Genomic DNA, 20,424 nt, shown 5'->3' with positions numbered 1-20,424 from the left:
TTACTCGACCGTCACCGACTTGGCGAGGTTGCGCGGCTGATCCACGTCGAGGCCCTTCGCCAGAGCGAGCTCCATGCCGAAGATGTGCAGCGGGACGACCGCGAGCAGCGGCTCCACGAAGCGCGACGCGAGCGGGATGCGCACCACCTCGTCGGCGAACGGCACGACCGCGACGTCCCCGAGCTCGGCGATCGCGATGACGCGCGCGCCGCGGGCGCGGATCTCCTGGATGTTGGAGACGACCTTCTTGTGCAGCGACAGCGGATCGCGTGGGCTCGGCACCACCACGAAGACGATCTGGCCGGGCTCGATGAGCGCGATCGGACCGTGCTTGAGCTCGCCCGCCGCGAAGCCCTCCGCGTGGATGTACGCGAGCTCCTTGAGCTTGAGGGCGCCCTCGAGCGCCACCGGGTAGCCCACGTGGCGACCGAGGAACAGCACCGACTGGGTGTCGCTCATCCAGTGGGCGAGCTCCGCGATACGCGGCGACGCGGTCTCGACGACCTGACGGATCTTGGCGGGGGCGGCCTCGAGCTCGTCGATCTGCTCCGCGATCTGCTCGGCGGTCAGCGTGCCGCGCAGCGTCGCGAGGTGCAGGCCCAGCAGGTAGAGCGCCGTCACCTGGGCGACGAACGCCTTCGTGGATGCGACCGCGACCTCGGGGCCCGCGTGCGTGTAGAGCACGGCGTCCGACTCGCGCGGAATCGTCGCACCCTGCGTGTTGCAGATCGACAGCGTGCGGGCACCCTGCTGACGGGCGTAGCGGACCGCCATGAGCGTGTCCATCGTCTCGCCCGACTGGCTCACCGACACCACGAGCGTGCGCTCGTTCAGCACCGGGTCGCGGTAGCGGAATTCGTGCGCGAGCTCGACATCCACGGGGATGCGCGCCCACGCCTCGATCGCGTACTTGCCCGACTGGCCGGCGTAGGCCGCCGTGCCGCACGCGAGGATGAGCACACGGTCGATGCCCGAGAGCATGTCGGCGACGCCGTCGAGCTCGGTGAGGGTGATCGCGCCATCGCTCACTCGGCCGCGCAGCGTGTTGGCGACCGCGTCAGGCTCCTCCGCGATCTCCTTCTTCATGAAGCTCGGCCAGCCGCCCTTCTCGGCGGCGGAGGCATCCCATGCGACCTCGAACTCCTTGGCCTCGGCGGGAGCGCCGGTGAAGTCGATGACCTCGACCGAATCCGGACGGATCGTGACGATCTGGTCCTCGCCGATCTCCATCGCACGGTGCGTGAACTCCACGAATGCGGCGACATCCGAGCCGAGGAAGTTCTCGCCCTCGCCGAGCCCGATCACGAGCGGAGAGCTGCGGCGTGCGCCGACGACGACGCCGGGGGCGTCCTCGTGCATGGCGAGGAGGGTGAATGCACCGTCGAGGCGGTTCACAACCAGACGCATCGCCTCCGTGAGGTCGCCGGTCTCGCGGTAGGCGCGGCCCACGAGGATCGCCGCGACCTCGGTGTCGGTCTCGCTCTCGAACACCTCACCCTCGGCCTCGAGCTCGGCCTTCAGCTCGCTGAAGTTCTCGATGATGCCGTTGTGGATGAGCGCGAGGCGGCCGTCATCACCCAGATGCGGGTGCGCGTTGGCGTCGTTGGGGCCGCCGTGCGTCGCCCAGCGGGTGTGACCGATGCCCGTGCGACCATCCGCCAGCGGGGCCTCTGCGAGATCCTCGACGAGAACGCCGAGCTTGCCTGCGCGCTTGCGGGTGCCGATGGCGCCAGCTTCATCCAGCACAGCGACGCCTGCCGAGTCGTACCCGCGGTACTCGAGCCGCTTGAGGCCGCCGAGAAGCACCTCCAGGCTGCTTCCCGGACCGACGTATCCCACAATTCCGCACATGGGGTCGATCCTACCCAGTTGCGCATCGGTGAAACCTGAGCCAGCCCCGTGCCGAGCAGGCGTCGCACTCCGGCTACGCTCGAAGGCGATGTCCGAGCACGCCGACCGTCCCCACACGGCGACCCCGTTCCTCGAGGTCGAACGTGCCGACTGGGCCGCCCTCGCTCCGGCAGCGGCCAACCCGATGACGGCAGCCGAGCTCGTGCGGCTGCGCGGCCTCGGCGAAGCGCTCGACGAGCGCGAGGTCGAGGAGGTCTACATCCCCCTCAGCCGCCTGCTCAATCTGTATGCGGCGGGCGCCCGCCACCTGCACCGGTCGACGCGCGCGTTCCTCGGCCAGGAGTCGCCCGTCACACCGTTCGTCATCGGCGTCGCGGGATCCGTCGCCGTCGGCAAGTCGACGACCGCCCGCCTGCTGCGAGAGCTCCTCGCCCGCTGGGAGGACACCCCGCGCGTCGAGCTGGTGACGACCGACGGCTTCCTCTACCCGAACGCCGAGCTCGAGCGCCGTGGTCTCATGGCGCGCAAGGGCTTCCCCGAGAGCTACGACCGGCGCGCGCTGCTGCGCTTCGTCACGCAGGTGAAGAGCGGCGTCGAAGAGGTGCGGGCGCCCGTCTACTCGCACCTCGTGTACGACATCGTTCCGGATGCGGAGATCGTGGTCCGCCGGCCCGACATCCTCATCGTCGAAGGGCTCAACGTCCTGCAGCCTGCCGCACCCGGCACGCGCCTCGCGGTGAGCGACCTGTTCGACTTCACGGTGTACGTGGATGCGCGCACCGTCGACATCGAGGAGTGGTACATCGAGCGCTTCCTGCGCCTGCAGCGCGGTGCGTTCGCGGATCCCCACTCCTACTTCCACCGCTTCGCGAGCCTCAGCGAGGAGGAGGCTGTCGCGCGTGCGCGCCAGTTCTGGACCGAGATCAACGGCCCCAACCTCGAGCAGAACATCGCACCGACTCGCGCCCGCGCGTCGCTCGTGCTGCGCAAGGCCGCGGATCACACCGTGTCGAAGGTGCTCATCCGCAAGGTGTGATGGGCTGCGCGCTCCGTGCCCTCAGTCGGCGACGGGTTCGAGGACGAACACGGGGATCTGACGCTCCGTCTTCGCCTGGTAGTCGTCGTAGGCGGGCCACACGGCGGTCGCCCGTGCCCACCAGAGCGCCTTCTCTTCGCCCGTGACCTCGCGAGCGACATAGTCCCGCTTCACCGGCCCATCCTGCAGCTCGACATGAGGGTGAGCGACGAGGTTGTGGAACCAGGCCGGATGCGACGGGGCGCCACCCTGCGACGCGACGACCGCGTACGCGCCATCATGCTCGACGCGCATGAGCGCCGTCTTGCGGAGCTTGCCGCTCTTCGCACCGACCGACGTGAGCACGATCACGGGCCTGCCGTGCAGCTCCGTGCCCTCGGCGCCACCCGTCGACTCGACCAGCTCAGCCTGCGTGCGCGCCCACTCGGACGTGCTCGGTGCGTATTCTCCCGTCAGAGGCATGTGCCCCTCCCCTCGTGTCCCTCAGGACAACGCGAGACGCGCGCGGACGATTCCCGCGAGGTCGTCGGCGATGCGCTGAGCCTCGGCGACATCCTGCGCCTCGACCATGACGCGAACGAGGGGCTCCGTGCCCGACGGACGCAGCAGAACGCGTCCCGTGTCGCCGAGCTCCTCCGAATGCACCCGGACGGCCTCCGCGATGACCTCGTCGCCGGCGAGCGCGTGGTGATCGACACCTCGCACATTCACCAGCACCTGCGGATAGACGGTCATGACCGCGGCGAGCTCCGCGAGCGAAGATCCGGTGCGTGCCATCTCGGCGGCGATCTGCAGTCCCGTGAGGATGCCGTCGCCCGTCGTCGCGTGCTTGCTGAAGATGATGTGGCCCGACTGCTCGCCGCCGAGCGTGAGGCCCTTCTCCGCCATCGCCTCGAGCACGTAGCGGTCTCCGACACCCGTCTCGACGATCTCGATGCCGTGCTCGGCCATCGCCACACGCAGGCCGAGGTTGCTCATCGTCGTGACCGCGAGCGTGTTGTGAGCGAGAAGGCCGCGGCGCTTGAGCGAGACGGCGAGGATCGCCATGATCTGGTCGCCGTCGATGACGTTGCCGTCGGCGTCGACGGCAAGGCAGCGGTCGGCGTCGCCGTCATGGGCGATGCCCAGGTGTGCGCCCGTGAGGCGCACCACATCCTGCAGCTTCTCGAGGTGCGTCGATCCGACGCCCTCGTTGATGTTGAGGCCGTCGGGCTCGGCGCCGATGACGGTCACCTTGGCGCCCGCATCAGCGAACACCTGAGGCGAGACACCTGCCGCGGCGCCGTGAGCGCAATCGAGGACGACGTGGATGCCGTCGAGACGCACATCGAGCGTGCCCAGCAGGTGGAGGAGGTAGCGGTCCTCGGCATCCGCGAAACGGCGGATGCGGCCGACGCCGGCACCGGTGGGTGCGAGGTTCGGGACGTCGAGCGCCTGCTCGATGCGGTCCTCGACATCGTCGGGCAGCTTGACGCCGCCGAGTGCGAAGAACTTGATCCCGTTGTCCGGGGCCGGATTGTGCGAGGCGGAGACCATCACGCCGAAGTCGGCGTCGATGTCGCCCACGAGGAACGCGGCGGCGGGGGTGGGGATGACTCCGGCATCGAGCACGTCGATGCCGGAACTGGCGAGTCCAGCCGCGACGGCGGCCGAGATGAACTCCCCGGAGACACGGGGGTCGCGCGCGATGACGGCGCGGGGGCGACGCCCTTCGCCGCGGACTGCTTCGGCGTGGCGACCCCGTGTGAGAACGAGTGCTGCGGCCTGGGCGAGGCCGAGGGCCAGCTCAGCGGTGATGACATCACCGTTGGCCAGCCCCCGGACCCCGTCCGTGCCGAAAAGACGCGGCATGCGCGAACCCCAGAGTGAAGCGGCTTAGCGCTTCGAGAACTGCGACGCCTTACGGGCCTTCTTGAGACCCGCCTTCTTGCGCTCGATGACGCGAGCGTCACGCGAGAGGAAGCCGGCCTTCTTGAGGGACGGGCGGTTGTTCTCGCGGTCGATCTCGTTGAGCGCACGCGCGATCGCGAGGCGCAGAGCGCCGGCCTGGCCCGAGGGGCCGCCGCCGGTGATCTTGGCCTTGACGTCGTAGGCGCCGAGCAGGTCGAGCACCTTGAACGGGTCGTTGATGAGCTGCTGGTGCAGCTTGTTCGGGAAGTACTCCTCGAGGCCGCGGCCGTTCACGAGGAACGATCCCGAGCCAGGAACGAGGCGTACCTGGGCAATGGCCTCCTTGCGACGGCCGACAGCCGCGCCGGAGACGTTGAGGACGGCGCGGGGGGCGCGGGGCGCCTCCTCAGCCGGGGTTTCGGTCGAGAAGGAGGTGAGAACCTCGTCCGACACGGTTTCTTCGATCTTCGCCATCAGTGATGTCCTTGGAATCTCGGGGGCGCTTACTGCGCGACCTGGGTGAGCGTGTACGGCGTCGGCTGCTGCGCGGCGTGCGGGTGCGCGGCACCTGCGTACACCTTCAGCTTCTTGATCTGGGCGCGGCCCAGCGAGTTCTTCGGGAGCATTCCGCGGATCGCCTTCTCGACGGCGCGGGTGGGGTGCTTCTCGAGGAGTTCGGCGTAGCTGGTGGCGGTGAGGCCGCCCGGGTAGCCCGAGTGGCGGTAGGCCTTCTTCTGCTCGAGCTTCGCACCCGTGAGCGCCACCTTCTCGGCGTTCACGATGATGACGAAGTCGCCCATGTCCATGTGGGGAGCGAAGGTCGGCTTGTGCTTACCGCGGAGGAGCGCGGCGGCGTGCGTGGCGAGGCGGCCGAGCACGACATCGGTGGCGTCGATGACGACCCACTCGCGCTTGATGTCCGCCGGCTTGGGGCTGAACGTACGCGTCATGAAATGACTGCTTTCTGGTCGGTAGTGTTCGTGAATCCCACTCCGGTGTGCGTTCCCGTGACGGGAACCCAGCGGTGGAGGGCCCAACTGGTCGCTGTGCGGCGCACAGACAACCTTTACAGGCTAGTCGACCACGGCATCATCTGGCAAACCTGCGAGCGGGCTCCTGCGGGCGCGCGTCTGCTCCGCCCGCGCCGCGAGCTCCTCATCTGCCGGGTAGCCGACCTCCATGAGCGTGAGCCCGCGCGCCGGCATCACGATGAACTCGCTGCCGCGCTTCGCCTCGTCGCGGATGCCGGCGGCACGTTCGGGGGCGAACCTTCCCTCCCCCGCGGCGACGCAGGCGCCGACGAGCGCTCGCACCATCGAGTGGCAGAAGGCATCCGCGCGCACCGTCGCGACGAGCACGCCGTCCGCGGCACGCGTCCAGCCGAAGTCCTGCAGCGTGCGGATGGTCGTCGAGCCTTCGCGGGGGCGGCAGTACGCGGCGAAGTCGTGCAAGCCGAGGAGCGAGCGAGCGGCATCGTCCATCGCCTGCACGTCGAGCTCCGCCGGATGCCAGTGCGTGAAGTGACGCGCACGCGGGTCGCGCAGCGCTGCCGCATCCGCGATCCGGTACTCGTAGCGACGCCAGAGCGCCGAGAAGCGCGCGTCGAAACCCTCGGGCGCCTCGGCTGCCGCCAGCACCTGCACGTCGGCTGACTGCCCCACGATGCCGTTGAGTCGTCGAGCGAGAGATGCGGCTCCCGCTGCACCCGCACCGCGCCCCCGAGGGCGGTGCGCCAGCTGACCGAGCTGCTCGGCCGAGAGATCGACGTGAGCGACCTGTCCGATCGCATGCACGCCCACATCCGTGCGGCCCGCGACCGTGATGCGCGGCGGCTCACCGTGGCGCGCGAACAGTGTCGCGAGCGCATCCTCGAGGGTGCCCTGCACGGTGCGGTGGTCCGGCTGCTTCGCCCAGCCTGTGAATCCGGTGCCGTCGTAGGCGATATCCAGCCGGATCCGGCGGCCCTCTCCCGGAATGCTCACGATCCGAGCTTAGGCTGTCAGGCGAAGCCAGACATGACCGCTCCCGACCAGCCGAATCCCGCTCGAGCCGCCCCCTCCTCGAGCCTGCAGCCGTCCGCCCGCCGCGTGGCCGGTCTCGATGGCGTGCGCGCATTCGCCGTGGTGGTGGTCGTCATCTTCCACCTGTTCCCCGGCCTGCTGATCGGCGGATTCCTCGGAGTCGACGTGTTCTTCGTCGTGTCCGGATTCATCATCACCCGGCTGCTTCTGCTCGAGCGCGGCCGCACCGGGCGGATCGCGCTCGGCGCCTTCTGGCAGCGTCGCGCACGGCGCCTCCTGCCCGCCCTCGTGGTGCTCCTGCTCGTGTGCTCGAGTCTCGCAGCGCTGATCGGCGGCGACGTGCTCGTCGGACTCGGGGGGCAGCTCATCGCGGCGATGACCTTCTCGAGCAACTGGTACTTCATGGCCACCGGCTCCGACTACTTCGCGCACGGAAACCCCGAGCTGTTCCGCAACCTGTGGTCGCTCGCCGTCGAGGAGCAGTTCTACCTGCTGTGGCCGCTCATCGTCCTCGCCGTCATCGTGCGGCTCTCCCGCCGGATGGGGATCGGGCTCCTCGCCGTCGTCACCGCCGCGTCGGCGATCGCGATGGGCGTGCTCCTGGTGCCCGGGGAGATGACGGCTGTCTACTACGGCACCGGCACGCACGCCTTCGGCCTCACGCTCGGGGCGCTCGTGGCGATGCTGACGCAGTGGTGGTCGGAGCGCGAGCTCGAATGGTCGCGGGGCGCCCGTTCCACGCTCGGCGTGCTCGGCGCTGCGGCGGGAGTGGGGTTGGCGGTGCTCGCTACGACCATGCCCGGCGAAGCCGACTGGACCTACCGCGGCGGTCTCGCGCTCGTCGCGGTGCTCACCGCGGTCGTCATCTGCGCGCTCCTCGTTCCGGGCTCGCGGTTCGCTCGCGCGCTGGAGTGGGCACCCGTGCGGTGGATCGGGGTGCGCAGCTACGGCATCTACCTCTGGCATTGGCCCCTCTACGTGCTCGCCGCCGCCGTGCTGCCCACCTGGACATCGTCGCCGAGCCTCAGCGTCGCCCTCGGTGCGTCCGTGGTCGTCGTGACGATCGCGCTCGCGGCGCTCAGCTTCCGCTACATCGAGACCCCTCTGCGCCATGCGGGCTTCCGCGCCACGGGTCGCACGTGGGCGGCTGGCTGGCGCCGGGGCTCCCGCGCCGCGATCGCGAGCGCCACAGCCCTCGTGCTCGTGGTCGCAGGCGTCGCCGGAACAGCCGCCGCCGTCGTCACGCAGCGCGAGACCTCGGATGTCGAGGACTACATCCGGGCGGGCCAGGATGCGCTCGCGCAGACGCCCACACCGACGCCCGCCGCCGGCACCCAGGATCGCGAGGGCGGCACTGCACCCGCTGAGGCAGGCACGCCCGCCGCCCTGCAGGGCGATCAGATCACCGCCATCGGCGACTCCGTGATGCTCGCAGCCGTCACCGAGCTCCAGGCGGCGCTCCCCGGCATCGCCATCGACGCCGCGGTCTCCCGCCAGATGTCCTCCGCGCCGGAGATCCTGCAGTCGCTGCGCGACGCGGGTGCGCTGCGAAAGGTCGTGATCGTGAGTCTCGGCACGAACGGTTCGGTCAGCGAGGCGACCCTCGAGGAGCTGCGCTCGATCATCGGGCCCCAGCGGGAGCTCGTGGTCGTGACGGCCCAAGCGCCCCGCGGGTGGATCCCCGGCGTCAACGAGAAGCTCGCGTCGTTCGCCTGGCAGTACCGCAACGTGGAGCTCGCGGACTGGCACACGGCCGTGCAGCCGCACCTCGGCGAGCTCGCGCGCGACCAGGTGCACTTCGGTCCTGTGGGCGCGCGCATCTACACTGCGGCGATCCGCGAAGCACTGCAGCGACTCGCGGCGCTCCCGCCGTTGCGGGACGATGCGGCCGACGAGTCGCTCCCGCGCGTCGTCTGAGTCAGAGCTCCTCGACGAAGGCCAGGCTGCGCGAGACGGCGCGGAAGCCCATGCCCGTGTAGAGCCCGAGCGCCCCGGTCGGGCTCTCGCTGTCGACATCGAGTCCCACCTGCACGTAGCCCTCGGCGCGGTGCCGCCGCATGACCTCCGCGAGGAGTGCGGGCGCGACGCCCCGGCGACGCCAGTCGCGCACGACGCCCACGAGCGGGAGGTAGCCGCCTTCGTAACCCTGCAGTGCGAAGTCGGCGGGATTCACCTGGCTCAGCACGAGACCCGCGACGCGGTCTCCATCGAGGGCGATCGCCGAGAGGTCGAGCCGCAGCACGCTGCTCCCGGTGAACGATGCCCAGCCCTCTTCGGAGCTCGGCTGGCTGCCCCAGTGATCGCGGAATGCCTCATTGCGCGCGTCCCGGATGCGCCCCACGTCGTCCTGTGTCGGGGTCGCGAGACGCAGTCCCTCCGGGAGCGGGACGTCAGGGATCTCGTCGGCGAGGTCGCGGGTCATGTTCGTGAACCAGCGCACGAGAGGCAGTCCCGCGCGCGTCGCGAGGGCGATGCCGCTCGCGTTCGCCTCCTCGACGTAGAGCATGTGCCAGCCCGGGAGCGCCAGCTCGGAGCTCGCCAGCTGCTGTCGCGCGCGGAGGCGGTGCCAGTCGAGCAGCTCGCGCCCGATACCCGTTCCTCGAGCGGATGGCCGGACACCGCCCATCGCGATCGAGCGGACCACCGTCTCCGGATCCGGTGGTGCGACTTGCAGACCGTATGCCACGAGCTCGCCCTCGACGTCGCCGATCACACTGTCGGCGTCCAGGTCCATCCACGAGTGCGCGAGCTCCTCGGCGAGCTCCTCCGCGGTCTCCGCCCACTCGGGATGATCAGCGGCAGCGATCGCGCCCGCCAGCTCGGCAAGCTGTTCGGCGTCCTCCGGGGTGGCACGACGCCAGCGGACCGGTCCGGGGCCTGCGGGAAGCCGGTGCGTCGGATCGACGTCGATGCGTTCGCGGAGAGGCTTCTGCATTCCAGCACCCTATGCGAGGCCCGGATATGGCGAAGGCCCGCCGGTCCGCGCGCAACGTGTGCGCACGACCCGGCGGGCCTGCCAGAGAAGGGGACTTACTTGTCCTCTGCGGTGTCTTCCGACTCCACAGCGACCTCGTCGGCGGCAGCCGTCTCCTCGACGACCTCCTCCGCGGGAGCCTCGGTCTCCGGGGCGACGGTCTCCTCGGCCGGAGCGGCCTTCGGGGTCTCGACGCGCGCAGCCGACTTCTTCGACGACGCGGGCTTCTTCACGACCGGCTCGAGGACGAGCTCGATGACCGCCATGGGCGCGTTGTCGCCCTTGCGGTTGCCGATCTTCGTGATGCGGGTGTAGCCGCCCTGACGCTCGGCCATCTGCGGCGCGATCTCGGCGAAGAGCTCGTGCACGACGGACTTGTCCGAGATGCTGGCGAGCACGCGACGGCGCGAGTGCAGGTCGCCGCGCTTCGCGAACGTGATGTAGCGCTCAGCCACGGGACGCAGGCGCTTGGCCTTCGTCTCGGTGGTCGTGATGCTCTTGTGGGTGAACAGCTGCGCGGCGAGGTTGGCGAGCATGAGGCGCTCGTGCGCCGGTCCGCCTCCGAGGCGGGGACCCTTGTTGGGCTTAGGCATTTCTAGTCGTTCTCCAGGTGTGATTCAGTCAGTGAGACAGGCACTCAGACGGTTTCGTCGTCGTATCCGCCGTAGAAGTGAGCCCCGTCAAAACCGGGCACGCTGTCCTTGAGCGAGAGGCCGAGCTCGACGAGCTTGTCCTTGACCTCGTCCACGGACTTCTGACCGAAGTTGCGGATGTTCATGAGCTGCGTCTCCGAGAGGGCGACGAGCTCGCTGACGGTGTTGATGCCCTCGCGCTTGAGGCAGTTGTAGCTGCGCACCGAGAGGTCGAGGTCCTCGATGGGCATCGACAGCTCGTTCGAGAGCACGGCGTCGACCGGAGCGGGTCCGATCTCGATGCCCTCCGCGGCCGTGTTGAGCTCGCGGGCGAGGCCGAAGAGCTCGACAAGGGTGCGTCCAGCCGACGCGAGCGCGTCGCGCGGCGAGATCGCGGGCTTGGTCTCGACGTCGACCACGAGGCGGTCGAAGTCGGTGCGCTCACCGGCACGAGTCGCCTCGACGCGGTAGGTGACCTTGAGCACGGGCGAGTAGATCGAGTCGATCGGGATCTGGCCGGCTTCGCTGAACTCGCTGCGGTTCTGGGTCGCCGAGACGTAGCCGCGGCCACGCTCGATGGTGAGCTCGAGGTCGAACTTCGCCTTCTCGTTGAGCGTTGCGATGACGAGGTCCGGGTTGTGGATCTCCACGCCCGCGGGAGCCGAGATGTCAGCAGCCGTCACCTGGCCAGCGCCCTGCTTGCGCAGGTAGGCCGTGATGGGCTCGTCGTGCTCGCTCGAGACCACGAGGTTCTTGATGTTGAGGACGATCTCGACGACGTCCTCCTTGACACCGGGGATGGTGTCGAACTCGTGCTGGATGCCGTCGAGGCGGATGCTCGTGACAGCCGCGCCCGGGATGGACGACAGCAGCGTGCGACGGAGCGAGTTGCCGAGCGTGTAGCCGAAGCCGGGCTCGAGGGGCTCGATCACGAACGCGGAGCGGAACTCCGAGATGTTCTCCTCGGAGAGAGTGGGACGCTGTGCGATGAGCACGTGGTTTCCTTTCGGCGAGGGCGTCCGCCATATGACGCCCACGACAGTTGCGGCGGGTGGCTGGGCCGCCGTGTTGTGAAGTTATGCAGTCGCCGTGCGACGGGATGGCCGGACCCCGGAGGATCCGACCATCCGACGTCGGTCAGACGCGGCGGCGCTTCGGCGGACGGCAGCCGTTGTGAGCCTGGGGCGTCACATCGTTGATGGTGCCGACCTCGAGGCCAGCGGCCTGGAGCGAGCGGATCGCGGTCTCACGTCCCGAACCCGGACCCTTGACGAAGACGTCGACCTTCTTCATGCCGTGCTCCTGCGCCTGGCGCGCGGCCGACTCGGCGGCGAGCTGTGCGGCGTAGGGGGTCGACTTGCGCGAGCCCTTGAAGCCGACGGCGCCCGAGGACGCCCAGCTGATGACGGCACCCGACGGGTCGGTGATCGACACGATCGTGTTGTTGAACGTCGACTTGATGTGGGCCTGGCCCAGCGCGATGTTCTTCTTGTCCTTGCGACGCGCCTTGCGAGCGCCGGCCTTGGGAGCAGCCATTACTTCTTACCTGCCTTCTTCTTGCCGGCGACGGTGCGCTTCGGGCCCTTGCGAGTGCGTGCGTTGGTCTTGGTGCGCTGACCGCGGACGGGCAGGCCACGACGGTGACGGAGGCCCTCGTAAGATCCGATCTCGACCTTGCGGCGGATGTCGGCCTGGACCTCGCGGCGGAGGTCACCCTCCACCTTGAAGCTTCCTTCGATGAAGTCGCGAAGGGCGACGAGCTGGTCGTCGGTCAGATCCTTCACGCGGATGTCACCGGAGATTCCGGTTTCCTTGAGCGTCGCGAGCGCACGAGTGCGTCCCACGCCGTAGATGTACGTCAGAGCGACCTCCACGCGCTTGTCGCGCGGGATGTCGACGCCGGCGATACGTGCCATGCGGGCGTTCTCCTTCTGGAGTCATTCGGAGGTGTGGTGCACCATCGGTGCCCGGGCCTCCGACCCGGGGTGTCCCCTCCCGCGAACAGGAGGATCTGATGGTGCTGGTGTGATGTTGAGTTGTTGCGTTCCGCCGGGGCGGACTGCTCAGCCCTGGCGCTGCTTGTGGCGCGGGTTGCTCTTGCAGATGACCATCACGCGGCCGTGGCGTCGGATGACGCGGCAGTGGTCGCAGATGGGCTTGACGCTGGGGTTGACCTTCATGATCTCTTTCTCGCTGTCCTCGTACCTGTCTCCAGGCCGTTACTTTCCGCGGATCACTTGTAGCGGTAGACGATCCGGCCGCGGGTCAGGTCGTAGGGGCTCAGCTCTACGATCACGCGGTCCTCGGGAAGGATGCGGATGTAGTGCTGACGCATCTTGCCCGAGATGTGGGCGAGAACCTTGTGTCCATTGCTCAACTCCACGCGGAACATCGCGTTCGGAAGTGCTTCGAGGACAGAACCCTCGATTTCGATGACGCCGTCTTTTTTGGCCATGCCTCGTTGTTTGCGCTCAGTGACTCGTGGTCATGCGGTTGATTGACTTCAGTGCAAATGGCCCAAGGGAACAAAGCACCAAGGATCGAGCCTAGCCGATTAACTTCAATCGCGCCAGGCGCAACCCTGGTTCTGAGCGGTTCGTCAAGACGACACGCCCAGAATTCTCAGACGGACTGCGGAAGCAGTCCCTTCTCGGCGAGGCCGACCCAGATGCGCTGGGTGACCTCATCGACGCTGCCGAGACCGTCGACCTCGATCAGCAGACCCTGCGCACCGAGGATGTCGAGCACAGGCGCGGTCTCGCGCTTGTACACCTCCTGGCGGTGGCGGATCGCCTCCTCGGTGTCATCGGCGCGACCCTGCTCGCCCGCGCGCTTGCGCAGACGCTCGACGATCTCATCCTCGTCGGCGACGAGCTGCAGAACCGCATCCAGCTTCTGCCCCTTCGAGGAGAGAAGCTCCTCGAGGTAGCGAACCTGGTCCGGTGTACGGGGGTAGCCGTCGAGCAGGAAGCCGTTCGCCGCGTCGTCCTCAGCGAGACGATCGGTGATCAGCTCATTGGTGAGCGAGTCGGGCACGTAGTCGCCGTTGTCGACGATCGCCTTCACCCGCAGGCCGAGCTCGGTCTCGTTCTTGATGTTCGCGCGGAAGATGTCACCCGTGGAGATGGTGGGGATCTGCAGACGCTCGGCGATGCGAGCCGCCTGCGTCCCCTTGCCCGCCCCGGGGGGTCCGACGATGAGGAGACGTGCGCTCAACGGATGAGTCCTTCATAGTGACGCTGCTGGAGTTGCGAGTCGATCTGCTTGACCGTCTCGAGTCCGACGCCGACCATGATGAGGATCGAGGTGCCGCCGAACGGGAAGTTCTGGTTCGCACCGACGAGAGCCAGAGCGATCAGCGGGATGAGGGCCACGATGCCGAGGTAGATCGAGCCCGGGAGCGTGACGCGCGTCAGCACGTAATCCAGGTACTCGGCCGTGGGACGACCGGCGCGGATGCCGGGGATGAAGCCGCCGTACTTCTTCATGTTGTCTGCGACCTCGTCCGGGTTGAACGTGATGGCGACGTAGAAGTACGTGAAGCCGACGATCAGCAGGAAGTAGATCGTCATGTAGAGCGCGTTGTCGCCCTGCGTCAGGTAGTTCTGGATCCACTGGACCCAGCCCTGGGGCGCCTCACCGGGCGCCGGCTGGTTGAACTGCGCGATGAGCGCCGGCAGGTACAGCAGCGACGAGGCGAAGATGACAGGCACGACGCCCGCCATGTTGACCTTGATCGGGATGTACGTGTTGTTGCCGCCGTAGGTACGACGCCCGACCATGCGCTTCGCGTACTGCACCGGGATCCGCCGCTGGGATTGCTCGACGAAGATCACGAGGAACATGATCACGATGCCGACAGCCAGCACGAGCAGGAAGGTGTCGATGCCGCGCTGCTCCCAGATGGAGCCGAGCGAACCGGGGAAGGTCGCCACGATCGAGGTGAAGATGAGGAGCGACATGCCGTTGCCGATGCCGCGCTCGGTGATGAGCTCGCCCATCCACATGATGACGCCGGTACCGGCCGTCATGGTGATGACCATGAGCAGGATGCCGTACCAGGTGTTGCCGCTCGAGACGATGAGCTGCGAGCACTCGGCGACGGTCGAGCTGCCGAAGAGGGCACCCGAGCGTGCGACGGTGATGAGCGTCGTCGACTGCAGCACCGCGAGGGCGATGGTCAGGTAGCGCGTGTACTGCGTCAGCTTCGCCTGACCCGACTGGCCCTCCTTGTAGAGGGTGTCGAAGTGCGGGATGACGACGCGCAGCAGCTGGACGATGATCGACGCCGTGATGTACGGCATGATGCCGAGCGCGAAGATCGACAGCTGGAGCAGAGCGCCGCCGCTGAAGAGGTTGACCAGGTCGAGAAGACCCGATGCACCCGCATTACCTGCAAGACACAGCTGGACGTTGCCGAAATCGACGAACGGCGCGGGTACGAACGACCCGAGCCGGAACAGGGCGATGATGCCCAGCGTGAACGCGATCTTGCGGCGGAGGTCCGGCGTGCGGAAGATCCGCGCGACGGCACTGAACACGACGCCTCCCGAGAGATTTTGAAGCGTTGCCGCACGCGGGTTGGTGCGGCGAGGAGGTGGCCCCTTGCGGGGCCACCTCCACGATGGCTACTTGACGGAGCCGCCGGCAGCGACGATCTTCTGCTCCGCGGAGCTCGAGACCTTGTCGACTGCGACGTTCAGCTTAACCGTAATCTCGCCGGTTCCGAGAACCTTGACCTTCTCGTTCTTGCGAACGGCACCCTTCGCGACGAGATCGCTGATGGTGACGTCCCCGCCCGAGGGGTAGAGCTCGGAGAGACGGTCGAGGTTGACGACCTGGTACTCGACGCGGAACGGGTTCTTGAACCCGCGCAGCTTCGGAGCACGCATGATGGAGTTGAGGTTGCCGCCCTCGAGGCCCACGCGGACCTGGTAGCGGGCCTTGGTTCCCTTGGTTCCGCGGCCAGCGGTCTTACCCTTCGAGCCCTCACCACGACCCACGCGGGTCTTGGCCTTCTTCGCACCCTCAGCGGGGCGGAGGTGGTGGGCCTTGAGCACCTGCGGGCGAGCGGCCGGAGCGGCCTCCGCCTTCTTCGCGGGAGCCTTCTTGGCAGCGGGCTTCTCCGCGACCGAGTCGTCGGCCTTCGCGGCGGCGGCGGCCTTGGGGGCAGCAACCTTCGCGGGGGCCTTCTTCTCGGCGGCGGGCTTCTCAGCAGCAGCCTTCTTGGCGGGAGCCTTCTCAGCAGCGGCCTTGGGGGCAGCGGCCTTGGCCGGAGCCTTCTTCTCAGTCGTCGCCTTGTCGGCGGCGGCCTTCGGAGCAGCGGCCTTCTTCTCGGCCGGCTTCTTCTCGTCAGCCATTAGTCAATCTCCTCGACCTTCACGAGGTGAGCAACCGTACGGACGTACCCACGGTTGACCGGGGTGTCCTCACGCACGACGACATCGCCGATGCGCTTGAGGCCCAGGCTGCGCAGGGTGTCGCGCTGGTTCTGCTTCTCGCTGATAACGGACTTGATCTGGGTCACCTTGAGACGCGCGGCCATCAGGCACCAACCTTCGCGGTAGCGGCCACACGGGCCTCTTCCTCGGCGCGCACGAGGCGCTCCGGGGCGACGGCTTCGAAAGCGAGGCCGCGGCGAGCTGCGACGGCGCGAGGCTCTTCGAGCTGCTTGAGGGCCGCAACAGTGGCGTGGACGATGTTGATCGTGTTCGAGGACCCGAGGGACTTCGAGAGCACGTCGTGGATGCCGGCGCACTCGAGCACGGCGCGGACGGGACCACCGGCGATAACACCGGTACCGGCGGCGGCGGGGCGCAGGAGCACCACACCGGCAGCGGCCTCACCCTGGACGGGGTGGGGGATGGTCGCGCGGACACGAGGGACGCGGAAGAAGTTCTTCTTCGCCTCCTCGACGCCCTTCGAGATGGCGAGCGGGACCTCACGGGCCTTGCCGTAGCCGACGCCGACCATGCCGTTGCCATCGCCCACGACGACGAGCGCCGTGAAGCTGAAGCGACGGCCGCCCTTGACGACCTTCGACACGCGGTTGATGGTCACGACGCGCTCGAGGAACTGGCTCTCGGCGCGGTCACCACCGCGCGAGCGGTCGTTGCGCTGGCCGCGATCGCGGCCGCCACGACGGGCCTCGCGAGGCTCCTGAGCCTGCTGGGTGCCCGCGGCGGTCTCGACGACCTGACCCTCGGTGATCTCCTCGGACTGCACGTCCTGCTCCTTGTTCTGAGTAGCGTCGCTCACAGCTCGAGCCCTCCCTCGCGGGCGCCATCGGCGATCGCCGCGACGCGTCCGGCGTACTTGTTGCCGCCACGGTCGAACACGACCGACTCGACGCCGGCCTTCTTGGCACGCTCGGCGACGAGCTCGCCGACCTTGCGGGCCTTGGCGGTCTTGTCACCGTCGAACGAGCGCAGATCCGCTTCGAGAGTCGAGGCGGACGCGACGGTGTGACCCTTCGCGTCGTCCACGACCTGCACGAAGACGTGACGAGCCGAACGGGTGACGACGAGACGCGGACGCTCCGCGGTCCCGGCGATGCGCTTGCGCAGACGCGCGTGGCGACGGTTGCGCTGTGCAGACTTGCTGATGCCAGCCATGATCACTTACCAGCCTTTCCGGCCTTGCGGCGAACGACCTCACCGGCGTACCGCACACCCTTGCCCTTGTAGGGCTCAGGCTTGCGGATCTTGCGGATGTTGGCAGCCACCTCACCGACGGCCTGCTTGGAGATGCCGCGGATGTGAAGCTTGTTGTTGCCCTCGACCTCGAACGAGATTCCGGCGGGCGGCTCGACGTTGACCGGGTGCGAGAAGCCGAGTGCGAACTCGACTCCAGCGCCCTTGGCCGTGACGCGGTAACCGGTTCCGACGACCTCGAGGCTCTTGGAGTAGCCCTCGGTCACACCGATGATGTCGTTGGCGATGAGGGTGCGGGTGAGGCCGTGCAGCGAACGCGACTCGCGCTCGTCGTCGGGACGAGTGACCAGAACCTGGCCGTCCTCGACCTTGACCTCGATGGGGTTCTTGACGGTGAGCGTGAGCTCACCCTTGGGGCCCTTGACGGTGACGTCCTGGCCGTTGACCGAAACGGTCACGCCGGCGGGAACATCGATGGGAAGGCGACCGATACGAGACATCTAGATCACCACACGTAGGCGAGGACTTCCCCGCCGACGCCCTTCTTGTTCGCCTCACGGTCGGTCAGAAGACCCGAGGAGGTGGACAGGATGGCCACGCCGAGGCCACCGAGAACGGTGGGGATCTCGGTCGAGCGTGCGTAGACACGCAGACCCGGCTTCGAAACGCGCTTGATGCCCGCGATCGAACGCTCGCGGTTGGGGCCGTACTTGAGGTCGATCGTCAGCGTCTGTCCGACACGGGCGTCCTCGACCTTCCACTCCGAGATGTAGCCCTCGCGCTTGAGGATCTCGGCGATGTGGGTCTTGAGCTTGCTGCTCGGGAGCGAGACCGAGTCGTGGTACGCACGGTTCGCGTTGCGCAGTCTGGTCAGCATGTCTGCGACCGGATCTGTCATCGTCATGAATGGGTTTCCTTAATGCTCAATCGGTTTCCGCACCCGGTACACCGAGTACAGACCTGGTTGATTCTTTCGCGGATGCGAAATCTCTATTATTCCGCCTTGAAGGGGAAGCCGAGTGCACGCAGCAGAGCGCGGCCCTCGTCGTCCGTCTTCGCGGTGGTGACGACGGTGATGTCGAAGCCGCGGACGCGGTCGATCTTGTCCTGGTCGATCTCGTGGAAGATCGACTGCTCCTGAACACCGAACGTGTAGTTGCCGTTGCCGTCGAACTGCTTCGGCGACAGACCGCGGAAGTCGCGGATGCGGGGAAGTGCGAGCGTCACGAGACGGTCCATGAACTCCCAGGCACGGTCACCGCGGAGGGTGACGTGGGCGCCGATGGGCATTCCCTCACGCAGCTTGAACTGCGCGATGGACTTGCGGGCGAGCGTGACCTGCGGCTTCTGGCCGGTGATGGCGACGAGGTCCTTGACGGCCCCATCGATCACCTTGGAGTCGCGAGCTGCCTCGCCGACACCCGTGTTGACCACGATCTTCACGAGACCCGGGACCTGCATGGGGTTCGCGTAGCCGAACTCCTCGGTCAGGGCCTTGGTGATCTCGGCGCGGTACTTCTGCTTGAGGCGCGGCTGGATCTTGCCAGCCTGCGCGGCAGTTTCGGTGGCCATCAGAACTTCTCTCCGGACTTCTTCGCGTAGCGAACGCGAACGGTCTTCTTGACGCCGTCCTTCTCGATGGTCTCCTCGCGGAATCCAACACGGGTCGGCTTCTTGGTCTTCGGGTCGACGAGCGCCACATTCGAGATGTGGATCGGGGCCTCGTGGGTCTCGATGCCGCCCGTCTTGGTGCCGCGCTGAGTCTGGCCGACGCGAACGTGCTTGGTGACGAAGTTGACACCCTCCACGATCACGCGGTTCTTCTCCACGAGCACCTCGATGACGCGACCCTGCTTGCCCTTGTCGCCACCGCGAGCCTCAGAGGCTCCGCTGATGACCTGGACGAGGTCGCCCTTCTTGATGTTTGCCATGAGTTAAATGACCTCCGGGGCCAGCGAGATGATCTTCATGAACTTCTTGTCACGAAGCTCACGGCCGACCGGTCCGAAGATACGGGTCCCACGGGGGTCTCCGTCGGTGTTCTTCAGGATCACGGCAGCGTTCTCGTCGAACTTGATGTACGAGCCGTCGGCACGGCGCGTCTCCTTCTTGGTGCGGACGATGACCGCCTTGACGACGTCGCCCTTCTTCACGTTGCCACCGGGGATCGCGTCCTTGACGGTCGCGACGATGACGTCACCGAGGCCGGCGTAGCGACGGCCGGAGCCGCCGAGCACGCGGATGGTGAGCAGCTCCTTGGCACCGGTGTTGTCGGCGACCTTGACGCGGGATTCCTGCTGCAGCATGGCTTACTTCGCCTTCTCGTTGATCTCGACCAGGCGCCAGCGCTTAGTGGCGCTCAGCGGGCGAGTCTCCGTGATCGTGACGAGGTCGCCGATTCCGGCGGTGTTGTTCTCGTCGTGAGCCTTGATCTTCGAGCTACGGCGGATGACCTTGCCGTAGAGCGGGTGCTTCACGCGGTCCTGGACCTCGACGACGATGGTCTTGTCCATCTTGTCGCTGGTCACGTATCCGCGGCGCACCTTGCGGTATCCGCGCGCGTTCTCGTCCTTGACGTCGTGGGCGGCGGACTCGTGTCCAGCGGCCTTCTTGGTGTCGGCCATTACTTGTTCGCCTCCTCAGCGGTCGCAGTCTCGGCCTCAACGGCCTCGGACTTCTTGGTGGACTTCTTCGCCGCCTTCGCGGGGACCTCGACGGGCGCCGGGGTGGCGCGGATGCCGAGCTCACGCTCGCGGATGACGGTGTAGATGCGCGCGATGTCGCGCTTCACGGCACGGATGCGGCCGTGGCTCTCGAGCTGACCGGTGGCACCCTGGAAGCGCAGGTTGAACAGCTCCTCCTTGGCCTTCTTCAGCTCGTCGACCAGGCGGTCGTTCTCGAACGTGTCGAGCTCTGCCGAGGCGAGCTCCTTGGATCCGACAGCCATTACGCGTCGCCCTCCTCGCGCTTGATGATGCGTGCCTTGAGAGGCAGCTTGTGAATGGCCCGCGTGAGCGCGCCACGGGCGAGCTCCTCGCTGACGCCGGCGACCTCGAAGAGGACACGGCCGGGCTTGACGTTGGCGACCCACCACTCGGGCGAACCCTTACCGGAACCCATGCGGGTTTCGGCCGGCTTCTTGGTCAGCGGACGGTCGGGGTAGATGTTGATCCACACCTTTCCACCACGCTTGATGTGACGGGTCATCGCGATACGAGCGGACTCGATCTGACGGTTGGTGACGTAGGCGGGGGTGAGGGCCTGAATGCCCCACTCGCCGAACGTGACCTTGGTGCCGCCGGTGGCCTGCCCGGAACGACCCGGGTGGTGCTGCTTGCGGTGCTTGACCTTACGGGGAATGAGCATG

29 protein-coding genes are annotated in these 20,424 nt (G+C 67.5%); 2 read left to right on the top strand and 27 right to left on the bottom strand.

Annotation, left to right across the window (positions count from 1 at the left end; genetic code table 11):
* The gene (gene glmS / locus HCR12_RS01690; RefSeq protein ID WP_166868833.1) at positions 1–1,851 is read right to left on the bottom strand and encodes a glutamine--fructose-6-phosphate transaminase (isomerizing); all 1,851 of its coding nucleotides are present in this window, start codon (positions 1,849–1,851) and stop codon (positions 1–3) included.
* 88 nt (positions 1,852–1,939) lie between these two features.
* Between glmS and coaA the strand changes: the two genes are divergently transcribed.
* A complete protein-coding gene (gene coaA / locus HCR12_RS01685) occupies positions 1,940–2,887 on the top strand; it encodes a type I pantothenate kinase (RefSeq protein WP_166868831.1) in 948 nt (315 codons plus the stop codon).
* A 21-nt stretch (positions 2,888–2,908) separates the two neighbouring features.
* On the opposite strand, the gene HCR12_RS01680 is transcribed toward coaA, so the two are convergent.
* From HCR12_RS01680 to truA, 5 genes are all read right to left on the bottom strand, one after another.
* Complete coding sequence (locus tag HCR12_RS01680) at positions 2,909–3,349, bottom strand: nitroreductase family deazaflavin-dependent oxidoreductase (RefSeq protein ID WP_166868829.1); 441 nt, start codon at positions 3,347–3,349, stop codon at positions 2,909–2,911.
* A 21-nt stretch (positions 3,350–3,370) separates the two neighbouring features.
* On the bottom strand, positions 3,371–4,738 hold the full coding sequence (gene glmM / locus HCR12_RS01675; RefSeq protein WP_166868827.1) for a phosphoglucosamine mutase: 1,368 nt from the start codon (positions 4,736–4,738) through the stop codon (positions 3,371–3,373).
* A 24-nt stretch (positions 4,739–4,762) separates the two neighbouring features.
* Positions 4,763–5,251 (bottom strand): 30S ribosomal protein S9, encoded by a 489-nt coding sequence (gene rpsI, locus HCR12_RS01670; RefSeq protein WP_166868825.1) that lies wholly within the window; start codon positions 5,249–5,251, stop codon positions 4,763–4,765.
* 29 nt (positions 5,252–5,280) lie between these two features.
* Positions 5,281–5,727, bottom strand: a complete 447-nt coding sequence (rplM, locus tag HCR12_RS01665) for a 50S ribosomal protein L13 (RefSeq protein WP_166868823.1) — start codon at positions 5,725–5,727, stop codon at positions 5,281–5,283.
* A gap of 123 nt (positions 5,728–5,850) precedes the next feature.
* A complete protein-coding gene (gene truA / locus HCR12_RS01660) occupies positions 5,851–6,759 on the bottom strand; it encodes a tRNA pseudouridine(38-40) synthase TruA (RefSeq protein WP_224763581.1) in 909 nt (302 codons plus the stop codon).
* A 33-nt stretch (positions 6,760–6,792) separates the two neighbouring features.
* On the opposite strand from truA, the gene HCR12_RS01655 reads away from it, so the two are divergent.
* Positions 6,793–8,715 carry an acyltransferase family protein gene (locus HCR12_RS01655; protein WP_166868821.1) on the top strand — a complete coding sequence of 641 codons (1,923 nt, stop codon included), beginning with the start codon at positions 6,793–6,795 and terminating at the stop codon, positions 8,713–8,715.
* A 1-nt stretch (position 8,716) separates the two neighbouring features.
* Here HCR12_RS01655 and HCR12_RS01650 read toward each other — a convergent pair whose 3' ends face one another.
* From HCR12_RS01650 to rplP, 21 genes are all read right to left on the bottom strand, one after another.
* Entirely contained in the window at positions 8,717–9,733 is a 1,017-nt protein-coding gene (locus tag HCR12_RS01650) for a GNAT family N-acetyltransferase (RefSeq protein WP_166868819.1), read from the bottom strand.
* Between the two features lie 95 nt (positions 9,734–9,828).
* On the bottom strand, positions 9,829–10,365 hold the full coding sequence (gene rplQ, locus HCR12_RS01645; RefSeq protein WP_166868817.1) for a 50S ribosomal protein L17: 537 nt from the start codon (positions 10,363–10,365) through the stop codon (positions 9,829–9,831).
* 44 nt (positions 10,366–10,409) lie between these two features.
* The gene (locus HCR12_RS01640; RefSeq protein WP_166868815.1) at positions 10,410–11,399 is read right to left on the bottom strand and encodes a DNA-directed RNA polymerase subunit alpha; all 990 of its coding nucleotides are present in this window, start codon (positions 11,397–11,399) and stop codon (positions 10,410–10,412) included.
* Between the two features lie 142 nt (positions 11,400–11,541).
* Complete coding sequence (gene rpsK, locus HCR12_RS01635) at positions 11,542–11,940, bottom strand: 30S ribosomal protein S11 (protein WP_166868813.1); 399 nt, start codon at positions 11,938–11,940, stop codon at positions 11,542–11,544.
* A complete protein-coding gene (gene rpsM, locus HCR12_RS01630) occupies positions 11,940–12,320 on the bottom strand; it encodes a 30S ribosomal protein S13 (protein ID WP_166868812.1) in 381 nt (126 codons plus the stop codon). Before rpsM ends, rpsK begins: the two co-directional genes overlap by 1 nt.
* Positions 12,321–12,467: 147 nt before the next feature.
* Positions 12,468–12,584 carry a 50S ribosomal protein L36 gene (rpmJ, locus tag HCR12_RS01625; RefSeq protein ID WP_071644008.1) on the bottom strand — a complete coding sequence of 39 codons (117 nt, stop codon included), beginning with the start codon at positions 12,582–12,584 and terminating at the stop codon, positions 12,468–12,470.
* A 53-nt stretch (positions 12,585–12,637) separates the two neighbouring features.
* A complete protein-coding gene (infA, locus tag HCR12_RS01620) occupies positions 12,638–12,859 on the bottom strand; it encodes a translation initiation factor IF-1 (protein ID WP_100365313.1) in 222 nt (73 codons plus the stop codon).
* Between the two features lie 167 nt (positions 12,860–13,026).
* Positions 13,027–13,620, bottom strand: coding sequence for an adenylate kinase (locus tag HCR12_RS01615; RefSeq protein ID WP_166868811.1), 594 nt, complete (start codon positions 13,618–13,620; stop codon positions 13,027–13,029).
* Positions 13,617–14,945, bottom strand: a complete 1,329-nt coding sequence (secY, locus tag HCR12_RS01610) for a preprotein translocase subunit SecY (RefSeq protein ID WP_166868810.1) — start codon at positions 14,943–14,945, stop codon at positions 13,617–13,619. Before secY ends, HCR12_RS01615 begins: the two co-directional genes overlap by 4 nt.
* Positions 14,946–15,032: 87 nt before the next feature.
* Complete coding sequence (rplO, locus tag HCR12_RS01605; RefSeq protein WP_166868809.1) at positions 15,033–15,764, bottom strand: 50S ribosomal protein L15; 732 nt, start codon at positions 15,762–15,764, stop codon at positions 15,033–15,035.
* The gene (gene rpmD, locus HCR12_RS01600) at positions 15,764–15,949 is read right to left on the bottom strand and encodes a 50S ribosomal protein L30 (protein WP_166868808.1); all 186 of its coding nucleotides are present in this window, start codon (positions 15,947–15,949) and stop codon (positions 15,764–15,766) included. The genes rplO and rpmD overlap by 1 nt, the downstream gene beginning before the upstream one ends.
* Positions 15,949–16,662, bottom strand: coding sequence for a 30S ribosomal protein S5 (rpsE, locus tag HCR12_RS01595; protein WP_166868807.1), 714 nt, complete (start codon positions 16,660–16,662; stop codon positions 15,949–15,951). The genes rpmD and rpsE overlap by 1 nt, the downstream gene beginning before the upstream one ends.
* A complete protein-coding gene (gene rplR, locus HCR12_RS01590; protein WP_166868806.1) occupies positions 16,659–17,018 on the bottom strand; it encodes a 50S ribosomal protein L18 in 360 nt (119 codons plus the stop codon). The genes rpsE and rplR overlap by 4 nt, the downstream gene beginning before the upstream one ends.
* A 2-nt stretch (positions 17,019–17,020) precedes the next feature.
* A complete protein-coding gene (gene rplF / locus HCR12_RS01585) occupies positions 17,021–17,557 on the bottom strand; it encodes a 50S ribosomal protein L6 (protein WP_166868805.1) in 537 nt (178 codons plus the stop codon).
* A gap of 5 nt (positions 17,558–17,562) precedes the next feature.
* Positions 17,563–17,961 carry a 30S ribosomal protein S8 gene (gene rpsH, locus HCR12_RS01580; RefSeq protein ID WP_166868804.1) on the bottom strand — a complete coding sequence of 133 codons (399 nt, stop codon included), beginning with the start codon at positions 17,959–17,961 and terminating at the stop codon, positions 17,563–17,565.
* Between the two features lie 89 nt (positions 17,962–18,050).
* Positions 18,051–18,629 carry a 50S ribosomal protein L5 gene (gene rplE, locus HCR12_RS01575; protein ID WP_166868801.1) on the bottom strand — a complete coding sequence of 193 codons (579 nt, stop codon included), beginning with the start codon at positions 18,627–18,629 and terminating at the stop codon, positions 18,051–18,053.
* Positions 18,629–18,988, bottom strand: coding sequence for a 50S ribosomal protein L24 (gene rplX / locus HCR12_RS01570; protein ID WP_166868798.1), 360 nt, complete (start codon positions 18,986–18,988; stop codon positions 18,629–18,631). Before rplX ends, rplE begins: the two co-directional genes overlap by 1 nt.
* A 3-nt stretch (positions 18,989–18,991) precedes the next feature.
* On the bottom strand, positions 18,992–19,363 hold the full coding sequence (gene rplN, locus HCR12_RS01565; protein WP_166868795.1) for a 50S ribosomal protein L14: 372 nt from the start codon (positions 19,361–19,363) through the stop codon (positions 18,992–18,994).
* A gap of 3 nt (positions 19,364–19,366) precedes the next feature.
* Positions 19,367–19,681, bottom strand: a complete 315-nt coding sequence (gene rpsQ, locus HCR12_RS01560; protein WP_166868793.1) for a 30S ribosomal protein S17 — start codon at positions 19,679–19,681, stop codon at positions 19,367–19,369.
* Positions 19,681–20,004 (bottom strand): 50S ribosomal protein L29, encoded by a 324-nt coding sequence (gene rpmC / locus HCR12_RS01555; protein ID WP_166868791.1) that lies wholly within the window; start codon positions 20,002–20,004, stop codon positions 19,681–19,683. Before rpmC ends, rpsQ begins: the two co-directional genes overlap by 1 nt.
* A complete protein-coding gene (rplP, locus tag HCR12_RS01550) occupies positions 20,004–20,423 on the bottom strand; it encodes a 50S ribosomal protein L16 (protein WP_166868787.1) in 420 nt (139 codons plus the stop codon). The genes rpmC and rplP overlap by 1 nt, the downstream gene beginning before the upstream one ends.
* Position 20,424: the final 1 nt, after the last annotated feature.

It is taken from the genome of Salinibacterium sp. ZJ70, from assembly GCF_011751865.2.
Classification (GTDB): Bacteria; Actinomycetota; Actinomycetes; order Actinomycetales; family Microbacteriaceae; genus Homoserinibacter.
The sequence above is the reverse complement of the archived record's forward strand: the minus strand, read 5'-3'. Positions and strand labels throughout refer to the sequence as shown.